Origin of the sequence: Chitinophaga costaii, from assembly GCF_900094705.1 — a bacterium.
In the GTDB taxonomy this organism is placed as follows: Bacteria; Bacteroidota; Bacteroidia; order Chitinophagales; family Chitinophagaceae; genus Chitinophaga; species Chitinophaga costaii.
Genome location: NZ_FMAR01000003.1, coordinates 243,551 through 260,117, shown reverse-complemented (window position 1 = coordinate 260,117; position 16,567 = coordinate 243,551). Strand labels below are relative to the sequence as shown.

Genomic DNA, 16,567 nt, shown 5'->3' with positions numbered 1-16,567 from the left:
TTGCAGAAGCTTACTCCAGTTCAAAGAGGGCTTCTATTTCCACAGGAATATTATCTGGCAGGGAACCCATTCCCACGGCGCTTCTTACCCCAATACCGTTTTCATCACCCCATACCTGTGCAAACAGTTCGCTGGCGCCATTAATTACGTAGGGATGTCTTTCAAAATCGGGCGTGGAATTTACCATACCCAGCACTTTGATCACGCGTTTTATTTTATTGAGGCTACCCAGGTTGGTGATCAGGGTAGACAAAATAGTAAGGCCTACCTGTCGGGCAGCGATCTTTCCTTCCTCCATGCTAAAGTCGCGACCTACGCGGCCAATGATGAGCGACTTATCCGGCAATACTGGTCCATGGCCGGATACATACACGTACTTGCCGTCTACCAGGAAAGGCTTGTATACGCCCAGTGGTGTGGGAGCCGGAGGCAGGGTTTCGCCCAGGGCGTTGAATTTTTCGTCAGGTGTCATATCTTATCTTTTTAAATTTTTTAAAACCATAGGCTGAGCAACAATGCGCCCAGTAACCCCACCACCGACACGATAGTTTCCATGAGTGACCAGGTGAGCATGGTTTCTTTTACGGTGAGGTTAAAATATTCTTTAAACAACCAGAAGCCACTATCGTTCACATGCGAAAACATCAGGCTGCCTGCGCCGGTGGCCAGTACCATGAGGCAAGGATTGGCCCCGGAAGAGGCTACCATGGGCGCTACAATGGCGGCTGCGGTAACGCCGGCAATGGTGGCAGAGCCAATGCAAATGCGGATGATAGCGGCCAGTGTCCAACCCAGTACAATGGGGGAAATACTTAGCCCGCCCAATTCGTCGCCAATGTACTTACTAATGCCGCTGGCCTGTAATATTTCCGTGAGCATACCTGAACCGGCCAGCACCAGTACGATGCCGGCAATGTCTTTCACAGCTTCATCCAGTTTGCCCATCACCACCTTCATACTCATGCCACGGCGCAGGCCTAGCAGCCACACGGCGGTAAGCACAGATACCAGCATCACTATGCTGGAATTGCCCACCCAGTCTGCCGTTATGAAAAGCATACCTCCTGGAGCTGCACATACTTTCAGGATGGCAGCAATGGCCAGCATCACCACCGGCAGCAAAGCTACAAAGAGGCTGGTACGCATGGAAGGTAATTGTTCTTCCGGCAATGATTTCAGGTTAAATATTTGCGCGGGCTCCCTCTTCAGCCGGCGGAACAATCCTCCGAACAAAGGTCCTGCAATGATTACGGAAGGAATGGCCAGTACTAAACCGTATAAAAGGGTTGGCCCCATCGGCGCATGATATTTATCGACCAGCGCCACCGGCGAAGGGTGTGGGGGTAAAAAGCCATGTGTTACGGAAAGGGCTGCCAGCAGCGATATGCCGAGGAATACGGTAGACATTTTTGTGCGGGCCGCCACGGTAAAGATCAATGGCACCATTAATACAAAACCAATACCGTAAAACAAGGCGATACCCACCACCAGGCCCGTAGTCATGAGCGCCCACTGCACGTATTTAGGGCCAAACAAATCCAACATACCATTGGAGATGCGCTGTGCAGCGCCGCTTTCTGCTACCAGTTTGCCCAGCATACTACCCAGCACGATGATGACAAGCAGGGAACCCATAATGTTGCCGAGGCCAGATTGCATGGCTTTGGTGATATGGTCCAGGGGCATGCCTTTGGCCACACCAATACCAATGGCGACAATTATAAACGAAAGGAAGGTATTGAGCTTAGCGTACGTTACCAGTAATATGAGAGCGAGTATGCCTATAATGACGATGAGCAATAACATGTGATGAGCTTACGGATTTTATAACGCGAAATTGGTTTCCAAACTGCGCGGGATGCATGCACACCGGCTTGTGTAAATATTGGAAAAAATACGCTGCCAGGCAATAGCTGGTAGTAATTTAATCGTAGCCCTTACCGCATTAGCTGTTCGGAGGGAATGGCCAGGCAGGTTATTTATTCATAATGCAGTGCCACTATTGGATTGAGCCTGGCTGCCTTCATCGCCGGGTATACGCCGGATACAAGCCCTACCAGGGCGCACAAGGCCACGCCAATGAATATCCACATCCAGGGGATAATGAAACTGGAGTGGAAGAGTAGCGACACCACATTACCAACAATCATTCCCAGTAAAGCACCCAGCGCACCACCCGTTACACTAATGATGATGGCCTCGTACAGAAACTGTCGCCGTACAACTTTGCTCGTGGCCCCCAAGGCCTTGCTCACCCCAATTTCACGGGTGCGCTCGGCTACAGACACCAGCATTATGTTCATGAGACCAATGGCCGACCCTACCAGGGTAATGATGCCAATGAAAATGGCTACGAAGGTGATGCTGGCCAAGCTGCTGTAGAGCATCTGGGCCAGGTCGTCGCTTTTATTGATCACGAAGTTGTCGCTCTCGTTGAGATCCAGGTGACGTATCTGTCGAAACAGGCCCGTGGCTTCGCCTACCGCAGCATCCATCTGATTGATATCATTTACCTTAATGCTGATTTGATACGAAGCATTAGGACGGTCAAAGATGCGGCGTACATTATTGAGGGAGGTAATGACAATGTTATCGGCGCTGAACGCATTGCTGCTGCCTTTCTTGGCAAGCACACCAATTACGCGGTAGCGCACATCACCTACGCGAATAGTATTGCCGATAATGTTTTTAGCGTTATTGCCAAATATCTTGTCTACAACGTCCTGGCCCACGATGGCTACATTACGGCCACTGGAAAGGTCCAGCGCATTTAGGTTACGGCCTTGCGCAAGGTCGTAATTCGATACGTCGAGATAATTTTCATCGCCCCCGATGACGCTTACATTGGGATTTGTTTTTTTATCATCTTTATACACGGTAGCAATACTGGTGCCGGTAAAGGAGATGCCTACAGTTTCAGGGAATTTGGTTTTTTCTTTGAATGCAACGGCTTCTGAAAAGCGCACCGGCAGTTTCTGGTTAGAGCGTTTTATTTTTACCTTTTTATTACCCGCTTTGGTTGCAACATTGTCATTGCCCATGAAGAACATGTTACGGTTGCGGATGGAAAAAGTATTAGTCCCCATAGCAGAAAAGTTGCTGAACAGGTTAGCCTTCATACTGTCGATGGCGGTAAGGATACCTACAAGGGCCATAATGCCAAAGGCGATAATGGAAATAGTAAGTCCGCTGCGCAGGCGATTGCCTTTTACAGAACGGCTGGCCAGGGAGAAGGTATCGCGAAACTGCATCATTTCAGAATAGAAGTGGATTCTTTTAAAGATAATCATTCCTTTTCATATGCGGGGGGGCGCGGTTTGGCTGGATAAGTTGGTAGAGCGTACTGCTTCCCTCAAATGATGCAGGCACTAAAAAAGGGCCGCTCCTTGCAGGAATGGCCCTCTCAAAATAAGATAAGAACAGTATTACTTCATAAACTGCAATAACAAATTCGGGAATATACCCAGCAGGATCACCAACGCCACCGTTAAGATCAGCGCTGCTTTATAAGCGCCACTGGGCGTTTCTACCTCCGGTTCGCCGGTCTTAAAGTACATCGCAATGATCACTTTAAAATAGTAGTACACGGAAATAGCAGCACAGATGATAGCTACGATCACCAGCCAGAACATGCCTCCCTGCTGCACCGCAGCAGTAAGCACAAAATATTTGGCAAAGAACCCACCCGTGAGTGGAATACCTGCCAGCGAAAACAGGAAGATGGTCATGGCAAAGGCCAGCAACGGCTGTTTACGGGCCAGGCCATTGAAGCCGTCGAAGGTGTAGTCTTTAAGTTTTAGCAGCACGCTAAAAGCGCCGATAGTAGCCAGGCTATAGGCTGCGGCATACAAGAGAATGCCTTGCTGTGCGCGCAGATTAAAAGCCAGTAGCGAAAACAGCATAAAACCTGCCTGTGCAATACTGGAATAAGCCAGCATGCGTTTTACACTCTGCTGGTATACGGCGGTTATATTACCGATGATCAGTGTACAGGCGGTAATTATTTCCAATACCAATGTCCATTGCTGGTTTACAATACCGCCCTGGAAGGCGATTTGGAACAAACGGATAAAGGCGATGAAACCTCCTGCTTTTACCACGGTTGCCATGAAAGCGGTAAATACGGTGGGAGAACCATCGTACACATCAGGCGTCCAGAAGTGGAAGGGAGCAGCAGATACTTTGAAGGAAAGAGAAAATACAATGAGCAAAACACCACTCAACGTGAGCGGGGACATACTGATACCACCCAGCCCCAGTTTATATAGATCAAAAGAGCCGCAACCGCCATATATAAGGGCAATGCCCATTAGCAGAATGCCGGTGGAGAATGCACCCATCAGAAAATATTTCAACGAGGCTTCATTACTCTTCAGGTTATACTTATCACTACCCGCCAAAATATACTGGGGAATAGAAATGATCTCAATAGCCAGGAAAAGGATCAGCAGGTTATTAAAGCTGGTGGCCAGCATAATGCCGGACAGGATGAAGAACTGCAGGGCAAAGTATTCCGCTACTTCATCCCCCACCTTTTCAAACCCGCTACCGGTAAGCAGGAAGTACACAAGCGTACAACCTAAAATCACGGCATTGAATAAGGTGGTGAACAGTGTTACCTTAATCATGCTTGCATAGGCCGTGTAAGGGCCCATTTTCAGCACATAGCGCAGGTCTATGAAGTTTGCCGCGAAGGCAACTATCAATGCCGCAATGGCAAAGTATTTAATAGACTGCTTATTCTTTGCGAATAATCCGACAAACATCAGGATCACACCCGAAATAGCCGTAGAAAGTAATGCGTTCATATTGCTGTGTTACAAAAACCGAAAACGTTTGCTGGTAAAAGGCCTATTCTATTTGTATTGTACTTCCTCCCCTTCACCTTGCGTAAAAAATTATTTCAAAGAGATACTACCCTGGAATGCTACCTGAAGCAACTGCGTGGTGCCGCTTACCAGCTCCAGCATTGGTTTGGGATATACTCCCACTACAAAAATCAACAGCACGATCAGCGTCAGGGATAATGTTTCACCGGGCGTCAGGTCCGTTATCTTGGCAGTCACGGCATTGCTTTCGCCGAAAATCACTCGCTGTATCATATTGAGTATGTACACGGCAGAAAGGATAATACCTAAACCAGCTACGGCCATGAACCATACATTCACCTGAAACAAGCCACTGAACATCAGGAACTCTCCGATGAAACCATTGGTAAGCGGAAGGCCTACGTTGGCCAGGCTGATGATCACCAGGAAAATAGCCAACCGCGGAGCTTTGCTGGCAATGCCCCCCAGTTCCTTCATGTTTTTCACACCACCCAGGCGCTGCTCAATCACATCCACAATAATCCACAGTCCAATGATATTAATACCGTGGTTGAACATTTGCACCAGCACGCCTTGCAGGCTTAGCTGGTTATGGGCGAAGATCGCGGCGCTCATCAACCCAATGTGGGCAATGGAAGAATAGGCGATCATTTTTTTCAAGTCGCTTTGTACAATGGCTATGCAGGATGCATACACAATACCTATGATAGACAACACGATGACCAGGTCTGACCAACTGGCGGAAGCGCCCGGCAGCACCGGCAGTAACCAGCGCAGGGCACCGAACAGACCCATTTTTACCATCACACCAGAAAGTATCATGGTAACCGGCGTGGGCGATTGCTCGTAGGTATCGGGCTGCCAGGTGTGCAGCGGGAAGATAGGCATCTTGATCGCGAAGGCCACAAAGAAGAGCCAGAATAACCACGACTGCTCCCCATGCTGCAAGGAAGCACCGGCACTCACAAAGGCGTTATAACTGAATGATGCATCTTTGGTATGTAAGTACAGGTAGATAATACCAATGAGCATGAACAGGGAACCAACGAAAGTATAAATGAAGAATTTAAAAGTAACGGGAATGCGTTTTTCCCCACCCCATATGGAGCAAAGGAAATACATGGGAACGAGGGCCAGCTCCCAGCCTACATAAAATAGCAGGGCATCATACGCGGTAAATACACCGGTAAGGCCGGCCTGTGCCAGTAGCAACAGTCCATAAAAGCTGTTGGACCGCTCGTAGGTACGGGAAAAAATACTAATGAATACCAGCACAAAGGCGATCGTTGTAAGCAGGCAAAGCATGGCACCCATGCCGTCTAGCCCTACTGCAAACTTTGCGTTCAGTTGTGGAATCCACTGGGCAGTAAACCGGGTGGCCTCGGGGTGTACCTTGAATTGGAACAAGGCCACCAGCGATACACCCAGCGTGGCGATGGAGGAAAGCAATGCCAGTACTTTCGGACCAGTACCTTTCAGGCCGAAGGAAATGAAACCGGCAAGTAAAGGAATCAATATTAATAAAACTGTCAACATAATGTATTTCTTGCGCTTGTAACTTCCGCTATTGATTTAGAATAATAAGCCGATCACCAATAACACGATTATCCCCAACACCATGGCAAAAATGTAGAATCCTACCTGCCCGTTCTGGATCACCCGAAGTTGCTGACCACCCCACTGCACACTCTTACCAATGCCATTCACCAACCGGTCAATGCCCAGTTTTTCCATAACCTCGCTAAAGAACTGGCTCAGTGCCTGCAATGGGCGTACAATCACCGCATCGTATATTTCATCCACATACCATTTGTTTTCCAACACTTTTAGCAAACCGGTATTTTCGGTACCAGGGTTTTGGTAGCGGCGGTATTTAGCGCGTGCCCAGAAGATCATCCCGATTACCAAAACGGAGCTGATGATCATGAGCATCCATTCCGTGCCAGGTTCCAGTTCATGCACGGCTGCAAAGGGTACAGATGGTGCGAAGATAGGGGCCAGGTATTCATTCAGCAGGCTTTTTACACCAAACACTTCCGGCAGGCCAATATACCCCCCAAAGACAGACAGTACAGCCAGCACCACCAGCGGTATGGTCATGGCGGCAGGGCTTTCATGCAGGTGATGTTCCTGCTCGTGGGTGCCACGGAAGCTGCCACAGAAAGTAATATAGTACAGGCGGAACATATAGAACGCTGTCATTAGCGCGCCCAATAGCCCAAATACATAAACAATTTTATTGGCAGCAAATGCATTGGCCAATATCTCATCTTTAGAGAAGAAGCCAGAGAAACCCGGGATGCCGGCAATAGCCAGGCAGCCCACCAGGAAAGTCCAGTGTGTTGTAGGCAGGTATTTTTTAAGGCCACCCATTTTGCGGATATCCTGCTCCCCGCCCATGGCATGGATAACAGATCCGGAACCAAGGAACAACAAGGCCTTGAAGAAAGCATGGGTCATTACGTGAAATACAGCTGTACTGTAAGCACCCACACCCAGGGCAATGAACATATATCCCAACTGACTTACCGTGGAATAGGCCAGTACTTTCTTAATATCGTTTTGCGCAATGGCGATAGAAGCCGCCAGCAGTGCGGTGGCCGTACCAATGATAACAATAAAGTTTTGCACCGCCGGCGCCAGTGTATAAATCACGTTACTGCGGGCAATCATATAAATACCTGCTGTCACCATCGTGGCAGCATGGATCAGTGCAGATACTGGCGTTGGGCCAGCCATGGCATCTGGCAACCAGGTATACAGGGGAATCTGGGCGGATTTGCCCATGGCGCCAATAAACAGCAGCACGGCAATGATCACCAGTGTATGATGTCCGCTGCCCATGGTAGCAGCTTGTGCGAAAACAGCAGAGTAAGTAACGGTGCCGAAGTTGGCAATAATATAGAAGATGCCCAGCAGGAAACCCAGGTCACCAATACGGTTCATGATAAAAGCCTTGTTCGCAGCTTTGCTGAAACTGGGATTTTTGAACCAAAAGCCAATGAGCAGGTAAGAACAAAGTCCTACCCCTTCCCAACCAATGAACATCATTACGTAGTTAGCACCCAGCACCAGCAGCAGCATGGAAAATATGAACAGGTTTAGGTAAGCGAAGTACCGTGCGTAACCTTCATTGCTTTCCTCATGCATATAAGCGGCGGAATAAATGTGAATGAGCGACCCTACACCGGTAATGATCAGCAGGAATAGCGCACTCAGTTGATCCACCTGGAAGGCAAAAGGAATGCTCAATTTGCCAACGGAAATAAAACTAAACAGGGATATCACCCGGGGGGTAAATCCCGGCGCTTTCGTTTCCAGGAAAAGGCTCACTGCGATCGCAAAGGCGGCGATCACCGAACCGCTTCCTACTATACTAACACCTGCTTTTGGCAGGAATTTTCTTCCTAATCCATTTACCAGAAAACCTATGAATGGTAACAAAGGTACCAGCCAAACTAGATTGCTCATTTACGTTTCTATTTGTACGACGACGATAATTTACAGGATGGTCAATAGCTAAAAGTTAATCATTTATCGCCGTTTTATCGGAATTACTGCGATGCATCATTAACCGGCAGCAATTAACTAGTTTTTGAGTCTGTTCAATAAGTTAATATCCACAGAATGCGTATTGCGGTACATCATAACGATAATAGCCAGGCCCACAGCAACTTCCGCAGCGGCTACCACCATGATGAAGAAAACGAAAATCTGTGCAGCGCCAGCATCTACATGGCCTGCATCCGCCCACATTTTAGAGAAAGCTACCATCAGCAGGTTCACTGCGTTGAGCATCAGCTCCACACACATGAATATAATGATGGCGTTACGGCGCATTAATACGCCCATGATGCCTATGCAAAAAAGGACTACGCTTAAAAAGATATAATACTGTACAGGCATTGCTATATTATTAAGTTGTTAACTACTTCTTACCTACTACTACAGCTCCTACCATAGCGCTCAGGAACAAGATGCTGCTGATCTCGAAAGGAGCCACATAAGTGCTGAACAAGATCTTCCCCAGGTTTTCGATCAGCCCTACATCGGTAGGTACGGCTTGCAGGTTAGGCATGGTAGTATCGTGGATTGCGGCTACCAATACCACCAGTAAAGCGCCGCCGCTGATAGCCCCCGCATATTTCAGCCAGTTGCGTTTATGGGGCTCCCCTTCCGTATTCAGGTTCATAAACATGATCACAAAGAGAAAGAGGACCATGATGGCCCCTGCATATACAATGATGTGCACTACGGCCAGGAACTGTGCGTTCAGCAGGATGTAATGGCCTGCAATGGTAAAGAAAGTCAGGATCAGGCAAAGCACACTGCTCACGGGGCTTTTGCTCAGCACCACGCCCAGTGCGGTGATCACAGAGATCACGGCCAGTACCAGGAAAAGAATTTGTTGAATACCCATTGTGTTAAAATTCCAAAAGAACAATTTTTCCAATCCCCTATCGCAACTCGATAAAGGCGTATCAGCGTAAAGATTTATTTACCGGTTTTAGGATCGGGGATCAGCAGGTCGTCTTTACCATAAATGAAACCTTCGCGTTTATAGTTGGCCGGTGCAAAAGTTTCGGTAAGATAGATCGCATCTTTGGGGCAGGCTTCTTCACAGAATCCACAGAAAATACAACGCAGCATATTGATCTCATACTTAGCTGCATATTTTTCCTCACGGTACAGATGTTCCTCACCCGGCTTGCGCTCTGCGCCTTCCATCGTGATCGCTTCCGCAGGGCAACTCACGGCACACAGGCCACAGGCCGTGCAGCGTTCGCGGCCTTCCTCGTCGCGGTTCAGGATGTGCAGGCCACGGAACACCGGGCTAAATGCACGTTTCTGTTCGGGAAATTTTACGGTCACCTTCTTTCTGAAAAGATGCGCAAACGTGATTCTCATCCCTTTTATGATATTCCAAAGGTAAAGCCGTTCCACAAAGGTCATGGGCTTGCGGTCCACCATTTTAGATCTGTCTGTTAATGCTTGCATATTGCAGAATGTTATTGTTGTTCAAATGTTATCAATGCCCCTGTTGCCACAGTATCAGTCCACCGGTAATCAGCATATTAAAGAGGGCTAGGGGGATAAGCATATTCCAACCCAGTTTCATCAACTGATCGTAGCGGAACCTTGGTATAGTCCAGCGCACCCACATGAAGAGGAACAGGAAAGCAATAATTTTAATAAACAGCGCTCCAAAACCGAGCATGGTTACCACGTTTGTAGAAAGGCCCAGGCTGTCCATTCCAGGAAAACTATACCCCCCGAAATAGAGGCTGGCCATGAGCGCAGAGCTGATGAACATGTTAATGTACTCGGCAAACAGGTAAAAGCCTAGTTTCATGGAAGAATATTCCAGGTGATAACCACCATTCAACTCAGAATCTGCTTCGGTCAGATCGAACGGGGTGCGGGTACATTCTGCGAAGGCGCATACCAGGAAAATCAGGAAGCCCAAGGGCTGGTAACAGATATTCCAAAGACCGTGGCGCTGCTGCTCCACAATATCTTTCAGGTTCAGGGAACCCGATAACATCACCAGTGCAATCAGTGACAAGCCCATGGCCAGTTCGTAAGAAATGATCTGAGAAGCACCGCGTACAGCTGCGAGCAGGGAGAATTTATTGTTGGAGGCCCAGCCGCCCAGCATAATGCCATATACCCCCAGGCTCACCACACCAAAAATATACAACACCCCGATATTCACTTCCGCTATCTGTAGCGAAATTTTACGGCCACCTATTTCCAATATGTCGCCCCAGGGAATCACCGCACTGGTCATACAAGCTACCAGCATGGCCAGGGAAGGCCCGAGGATAAAGAGAAAACGGTTGGAATTGGCGGGGATTATTTCTTCTTTAAAAAACAGTTTACCACCATCTGCCAGGGGCTGTAGCAAACCCAATGGACCCGCCCGGTTAGGACCGTAACGGTCCTGTATCCAGCCGGCTACTTTTCTTTCACCCCAGGTAGAGTACATCGCCACCAGCAGCGAAAGTGCCAGCACGCATGCAATCAGCACGATCTTATCGATCAAAAAAATATAATCAAAAGCTATCTGCATTATCATACGTTGTCGCTATTGTGGGTGTACGCCATTTATTTTAAAATCATCCGAATGTGCCGGCCCTTCTATCTTCGACAGGTCTATTTCCGGACGGTTTACTTCGCTCACACGGTGAATGTCCATCAGCAATTTAGGCGCACGGCCATCCATTACCTTCACGATGGTTTCTTGGGGTTTAACCATGCCTACATAATGTCCCTGAGAGATCACGCTGTGACGGTTTATCTTACGCGGACCTTCGATCACCCAGTCGCTGGTTTCTTTCTTCTCAAAGCGGCAGGTATCGCAGATGTAGGCTTCTACTTCCCCGTACTGGTCCTTGCGGGCCGTCACGCGAAACACCTCATCGCCACGCATCCAAAGCACCGTTTTACCACAGCATTTCGGATTTTCACAATCGCGGTGGGCATCCACTGGTTTCAGGAACCATACCCGGTTTTTAAAGCGGAATGTTTTATCGGTCAGGGCGCCTACAGGGCATACATCGATTACGTTGCCGATAAAATCGTTGTCCAGGTTTTGCTCAATATAGGTGCTGATCTCAGAGTGATCGCCGCGTCCCAGGATGCCGTGCTCGCGCTTGTCGGTGAGCTGGTCGGCAGTGAATACGCAGCGGTAGCACAGGATGCAGCGCGTCATATGCAGCTTTATATGATCGCCCAAATCTACCTTGTCAAAAGTACGGCGTTTAAACTCGTAGCGGGTGGCGCTTACGCCGTGCTCGTAGCTCAGATCCTGCAAATGGCATTCTCCCGCCTGGTCGCACACGGGACAGTCCAGGGGATGATTAATGAGCAGGAACTCCACGATGCTTTTACGGGCGTCTACCACTTCCGGGGAGGTGATATTGGCCACTTCCATACCATCCATTACCGTTGTGCGGCAGCTAGCTACCAGCTTGGGCATAGGGCGGGGATCTGCTTCCGAGCCTTTAGTTACTTTCACCAGGCAGGTGCGGCATTTACCACCACTGCCCTGCAGCTTGGAATAATAACACATGGCCGGCGGAACGATGTCGCCACCGATAAGCCGGGCCGCATTGAGGATGGTAGTACCCGGAGCCACTTCCACCGTGATATTATCGATCGTTACTTTGAATAATTTTTGTTCGTCTGCCATCGGCTTAGTCTTATATGTTTTACCGTAAAACCGTTCCCGATAATCCGCTTTGCAGGGGCCAGGGGGATGTCCGGTGTCTCATTTCTTTATCAGGCAGGTACCGCAATTTCACGCGGATCTGCATAATGGGCCAGGCCGTAGTTGCGTGCCTGGGCTTCTTCCGGATGGGTGATATGCCACTCAAACTCGTCGCGGAAGTGGCGGATGGCTGCTGCCACCGGCCAGGCAGCCGCATCGCCCAGGGGGCAAATGGTGTTGCCTTCTATCTTACGCTGGATGTCCCAGAGCAGGTCAATGTCGGACATTTTGCCCCTACCACTGTCTATATTCTTCAGCAACTTCTCCATCCAGCCGGTGCCTTCGCGGCAGGGGCTGCACTGGCCACAGCTTTCGTGACGGTAAAAACGGGCAAAAGTCAGGGTGTTTTTTACGATGCACTGGTCCTCGTCCAGTACAATAAATCCACCAGACCCCATGGCGGTACCAGTTAAAAACCCGCCATCGGCCAGGCTTTCGTAGGTCATCATGCGGGTTTCCCCTTTTGCTGTTTTAAACAGCAGGTTAGCCGGCAGTATAGGTACGGAAGATCCACCAGGGATGCAAGCCTTCAGGCGTTTGCCATTGGGAATGCCGCCGCAATATTCTTCTGAGTAAATAAATTCCTCTACAGAAATGTTCATTTCTATCTCATACACGCCCGGCTTATTAATATTGCCACAGGCGGAGATGAGCTTAGTACCGGTAGATTTTCCGATACCGATCTTGGCGTATTCTTCACCACCGATATTGAGGATAGGTACTACCGCTGCCAGTGTTTCCACGTTATTTACTACCGTGGGCGACTGCCACAGGCCTTTTACCGCAGGGAAAGGCGGTTTAATGCGGGGATTACCCCGCTTGCCTTCCAGCGATTCGATCAGGGCCGTTTCTTCGCCACAGATGTAGGCTCCGGCACCGCGTTGCACATATATTTCCAAGTCAAAGCCACTGCCCAGGATGTTTTTTCCCAGCCAGCCATTCTTTTTGGCATCGGCAATGGCCTCTTCCAGAATCTCTGGTATCCAGGCATATTCGCCACGGATATAGATGTAGCAGGTATTGGCTCCCAGGGTATAACTGGAAATAATTAAACCTTCTATAAGTGCATGCGGTATAAATTCCATCAGGTAACGGTCTTTGAAAGTACCTGGTTCCGATTCATCTGCGTTGCACACCAGGTAGCGGGGCACGCCTTCTGGTTTGGCAATAAAACTCCATTTCATACCGGTAGGAAAACCCGCACCACCACGACCTCTCAGGCCACTCTTTTTCACTTCGTCCAGTACCTGGTCGGGGGTCATCCCTTTCAGCGCTTTTTCCGCCGCGGCATATCCACCATTGCCCTTGTAGGTATCGTAGTACCGGATGCCTGGTATATGCGCCTTATCTAAGAGTAATTTGCGTCCCATATATTTAAAGTAGGAAGTTGAATGATAACAGGGTGTAAAGCCTGCCGTACCCGCAACTATGTTTCTATAAATCGTTATAAAGCTTCCTTATGCCAGCGCACGTTTATTGGGCGGCGCGCAGTTCTGCAATGATCTCGTCCACCTTGGCGGGGGTGAGATGTTCGCGGTAATGTTTGCCCACCTGCATCATGGGGGCATATCCACAAGCGCCCAGGCATTCTACCGTTTTAAGGGTAAACAAGCCGTCCGCCGTAGTTTCCCCAACGTTAATACCCAGTGTTTGTTTGATGTAAGCGATAATATCGTCCGATCCGCGCAGCATGCAGGGACCGGTTTGGCATACTTCAAACACATACTTGCCAACGGGCTTCAGGTTGTACATGCTGTAAAAGGTAGCCACCTCGTATACCTCGATAGGCTCCAGTTGCAGCAGCGATGCCACATAGTCCATGGTATCACTGCTTAGCCACCCGTTAAACGTTTCCTGCGCCAAGTGCAGTACCGGCAGCAAAGCGCTTTTCTGCTTACCGTCCGGATACCGGGCAATGATCTCTTTTACCTTATTCAGCTTCTCTTCAGAAAATTGAACCATATTATTTCATTTAGCTGCCGGCATTCACCAACAGCCTTTTGCTGTTAAATACTTTTTTTATCAGGCGTCCAATTCGCCGGCTATCAGGTTCAGGCTACTCATACATACTACTGCATCGGCCAGCATAGCCCCATGAATCAGTTCAGGGTAAGCCTGGTAATAGATGAAGCAGGGACGACGGAAATGCAAACGGTAAGGGCTGCGGCCTCCATCGCTGATCACGTAAAAGCCTAACTCCCCATTTGCACCCTCTACAGCGTTATACAGTTCACCAGGCAGTATATCGGTTTCTCCCATCACAATTTTAAAGTGATAGATGAGGGCTTCCATTTTGGTGTATACATCGCTCTTGTCGGGCAGGTAATAGGCGGGAACGTCTGCGTGGTAAACATCCGCCGGCAAATCCTGTATTTTGTCTAAGGCCTGGCGGATAATGCTGAGGCTCTGCCACATTTCTTCTCCACGCACCAGGAAACGGTCGTAGCAATCGCCGGTAGTACCTACAGGAATATCAAATTTGAAATCGCCGTAGCTGCTGTACGGATGTGCTACACGCACATCGTAATCTACACCGGCTGCCCGCAGGTTAGGCCCGGTAAAGCCATAATTCAGCGCACGTTCTGCGGTGATAGCCCCTACACCTTGAGTTCTTTCAATGAAAATGCGGTTACGCACCAGCAGGGTTTCAAACTCCTTCAGCGCTTTAGGAAACTCTTTTAGAAAACGTTCTATCTTTTCAAAGGCGGCATTACTGAAGTTGCGTTCAAAACCTCCCACACGGCCAATATTAGTAGTGAGGCGGGAGCCGCACACTTCTTCGTAAATTTCATACGCCAGTTCCCGGAACTCCATGATGTACAGGAATCCGGTAAATGCGCCGGTATCCACTCCCACTACCCCGTTACAGATAATGTGGTCGCTAATGCGTGCCAGCTCCATGATGATCACGCGCAGGTATTCTACGCGTTTGGGCAATTGTAAACCCAGCAGCCTTTCCGTGGTCAGGTGCCAGCCCATATTGTTAATCGGGGAAGAGCAATAGTTCAGGCGGTCTGTAAGCGGCGCGATCTGGTAATACGGCCGGCGCTCCGCAATCTTTTCAAATGCCCGGTGAATATATCCCACAGTAGGCACGGCGCTTACCACGCGCTCTCCATCCATCTCCAGAATATTTTGAAACACCCCATGCGTTGCCGGGTGCGTAGGTCCCAGGTTTAGCGTGGTAGTCTGTTTCTCCAATGATCCCTGTGGTAATGATATATGCGGATTAGACATAAAAATTTAAATTAAGTATGAGGTACCTGGTTGCAGGTACAGGATTTATTTAACTATCTGCCAAACATGTCATCATCTTTGTCTACGCGGGTCTGGTCTTCCAGCGGAAACTCCTTTCGCAGGGGGAAATAGTCCATTTCGTCTACGTTCAGGATGCGGATAAGATTAGGATGGCCAACGAAATCAATCCCGAAGAAATCGTAGGTTTCGCGTTCCATCCAATTAGCGGATGCGTATAATCTGGTAGCGGTAAATACTTGTGGAGAGGCTACGCTAGTAAATATCTTAAAGCGAAGCCGGGTTCTGGTGGTGAGGTTTTGCAGGTGGTACACCACGGCCAGCTCTGCGCCTACCTGGTCGGGATAATGCACAGCAGTAATGTCGGTGAGGAAACGGAATTGCAGCGTTTCATCATCATACAGGAATTGCAGGACTTTTAAGTTCAGTTCCTTCGGCGCATGGAAGGATAACATACCGTAAGATTCTTCGAAGTTGGTAAGTGCCTCTCCGAATTTTTCTATTAGCCGGCTTTGTATTTGCTCGTTTGTCATTATGCTTGAATGTGAGCTTTTTAAGTTGTGTGCGGTGTTGCAATATATCGGGCATTAGCACCCGCTAGAAAAGCCAAAAGCTAATAGCGGGGCTAATAGCTTTTATTCGATGCCGTAAGAGTTCATCAATGCTTTGTACTGATCGGAATGGCGGCGGCGCAGGCTTTCCTGCCCCACCAGCTCTTGAATGCGCATAAAACCGTCCAGGATGGCTTCAGGGCGGGGTGGACAGCCCGGCACATACACATCCACGGGGATTACCTGGTCTATACCCTGCAATACGGAATACGTATCGAAAATACCGCCGCTACTGGCACAGGCGCCTACGGCAATTACCCAGCGGGGTTCTGCCATTTGCAGATACACCTGACGCAATACCGGACCCATTTTTTTGGAGATGGTACCCATCACCATGAGCAAGTCGCACTGGCGGGGTGTAAAACCCAAGCGTTCTGCGCCAAAGCGGCCCAGATCGTAATGGGCCGACATCGTGGCCATGAATTCAATCCCGCAGCAGGAAGTGGCAAAAGGTAAAGGCCAGATCGAGTTGGCACGGGCCATACCAATCACCTTATCGAAAGAGGTGGCAAAAAAGCCCTCTCCAGAATATCCCTGCGGCGCTTCTACCGTTTTGATCTTCGTATTGTATTGAACCGGACGAGCCATATCACAATTTT

The 16,567-nt window shown here is 49.0% G+C and carries 16 protein-coding genes; all 16 read right to left on the bottom strand.

Annotation, left to right across the window (positions count from 1 at the left end):
- Positions 1 to 10: 10 nt before the first annotated feature.
- The 16 genes from GA0116948_RS06295 to GA0116948_RS06220 all read right to left on the bottom strand — a co-directional run bounded on the left by GA0116948_RS06295 (position 11) and on the right by GA0116948_RS06220 (position 16,556).
- The gene (locus GA0116948_RS06295) at positions 11 to 472 is read right to left on the bottom strand and encodes a RidA family protein (protein ID WP_089710195.1); all 462 of its coding nucleotides are present in this window, start codon (positions 470 to 472) and stop codon (positions 11 to 13) included.
- A 20-nt stretch (positions 473 to 492) separates the two neighbouring features.
- Positions 493 to 1,806 (bottom strand): gluconate:H+ symporter, encoded by a 1,314-nt coding sequence (locus GA0116948_RS06290; protein WP_089710193.1) that lies wholly within the window; start codon positions 1,804 to 1,806, stop codon positions 493 to 495.
- 173 nt (positions 1,807 to 1,979) lie between these two features.
- A complete protein-coding gene (locus tag GA0116948_RS06285) occupies positions 1,980 to 3,254 on the bottom strand; it encodes an ABC transporter permease (RefSeq protein ID WP_240619130.1) in 1,275 nt (424 codons plus the stop codon).
- Positions 3,255 to 3,425: 171 nt separating this feature from the next.
- Positions 3,426 to 4,808 carry an NADH-quinone oxidoreductase subunit N gene (locus GA0116948_RS06280; protein ID WP_089710192.1) on the bottom strand — a complete coding sequence of 461 codons (1,383 nt, stop codon included), beginning with the start codon at positions 4,806 to 4,808 and terminating at the stop codon, positions 3,426 to 3,428.
- Positions 4,809 to 4,898: 90 nt separating this feature from the next.
- On the bottom strand, positions 4,899 to 6,365 hold the full coding sequence (locus tag GA0116948_RS06275; RefSeq protein WP_089710190.1) for a complex I subunit 4 family protein: 1,467 nt from the start codon (positions 6,363 to 6,365) through the stop codon (positions 4,899 to 4,901).
- Between the two features lie 36 nt (positions 6,366 to 6,401).
- Positions 6,402 to 8,300, bottom strand: coding sequence for an NADH-quinone oxidoreductase subunit L (nuoL, locus tag GA0116948_RS06270; protein WP_089710188.1), 1,899 nt, complete (start codon positions 8,298 to 8,300; stop codon positions 6,402 to 6,404).
- 117 nt (positions 8,301 to 8,417) lie between these two features.
- Complete coding sequence (gene nuoK / locus GA0116948_RS06265) at positions 8,418 to 8,735, bottom strand: NADH-quinone oxidoreductase subunit NuoK (protein WP_089710186.1); 318 nt, start codon at positions 8,733 to 8,735, stop codon at positions 8,418 to 8,420.
- Between the two features lie 22 nt (positions 8,736 to 8,757).
- A complete protein-coding gene (locus tag GA0116948_RS06260) occupies positions 8,758 to 9,249 on the bottom strand; it encodes an NADH-quinone oxidoreductase subunit J family protein (protein ID WP_089710185.1) in 492 nt (163 codons plus the stop codon).
- 74 nt (positions 9,250 to 9,323) lie between these two features.
- Positions 9,324 to 9,827, bottom strand: coding sequence for an NADH-quinone oxidoreductase subunit NuoI (gene nuoI / locus GA0116948_RS06255; protein WP_089710183.1), 504 nt, complete (start codon positions 9,825 to 9,827; stop codon positions 9,324 to 9,326).
- 31 nt (positions 9,828 to 9,858) lie between these two features.
- Positions 9,859 to 10,908, bottom strand: coding sequence for an NADH-quinone oxidoreductase subunit NuoH (gene nuoH, locus GA0116948_RS06250; protein WP_317041901.1), 1,050 nt, complete (start codon positions 10,906 to 10,908; stop codon positions 9,859 to 9,861).
- A gap of 9 nt (positions 10,909 to 10,917) precedes the next feature.
- Entirely contained in the window at positions 10,918 to 12,024 is a 1,107-nt protein-coding gene (locus GA0116948_RS06245; protein WP_089710181.1) for a 2Fe-2S iron-sulfur cluster-binding protein, read from the bottom strand.
- An 89-nt stretch (positions 12,025 to 12,113) separates the two neighbouring features.
- Positions 12,114 to 13,472 carry an NADH-quinone oxidoreductase subunit NuoF gene (gene nuoF, locus GA0116948_RS06240; protein ID WP_089710179.1) on the bottom strand — a complete coding sequence of 453 codons (1,359 nt, stop codon included), beginning with the start codon at positions 13,470 to 13,472 and terminating at the stop codon, positions 12,114 to 12,116.
- A 103-nt stretch (positions 13,473 to 13,575) separates the two neighbouring features.
- On the bottom strand, positions 13,576 to 14,064 hold the full coding sequence (locus GA0116948_RS06235; protein ID WP_089710177.1) for an NADH-quinone oxidoreductase subunit NuoE family protein: 489 nt from the start codon (positions 14,062 to 14,064) through the stop codon (positions 13,576 to 13,578).
- A 60-nt stretch (positions 14,065 to 14,124) separates the two neighbouring features.
- The gene (locus tag GA0116948_RS06230) at positions 14,125 to 15,339 is read right to left on the bottom strand and encodes an NADH-quinone oxidoreductase subunit D (RefSeq protein WP_089710175.1); all 1,215 of its coding nucleotides are present in this window, start codon (positions 15,337 to 15,339) and stop codon (positions 14,125 to 14,127) included.
- A 53-nt stretch (positions 15,340 to 15,392) separates the two neighbouring features.
- Positions 15,393 to 15,890, bottom strand: a complete 498-nt coding sequence (locus tag GA0116948_RS06225; RefSeq protein ID WP_089710173.1) for an NADH-quinone oxidoreductase subunit C — start codon at positions 15,888 to 15,890, stop codon at positions 15,393 to 15,395.
- Positions 15,891 to 15,992: 102 nt separating this feature from the next.
- On the bottom strand, positions 15,993 to 16,556 hold the full coding sequence (locus GA0116948_RS06220) for an NADH-quinone oxidoreductase subunit B (RefSeq protein ID WP_089710171.1): 564 nt from the start codon (positions 16,554 to 16,556) through the stop codon (positions 15,993 to 15,995).
- Between the last annotated feature and the right edge of the window lie 11 nt (positions 16,557 to 16,567).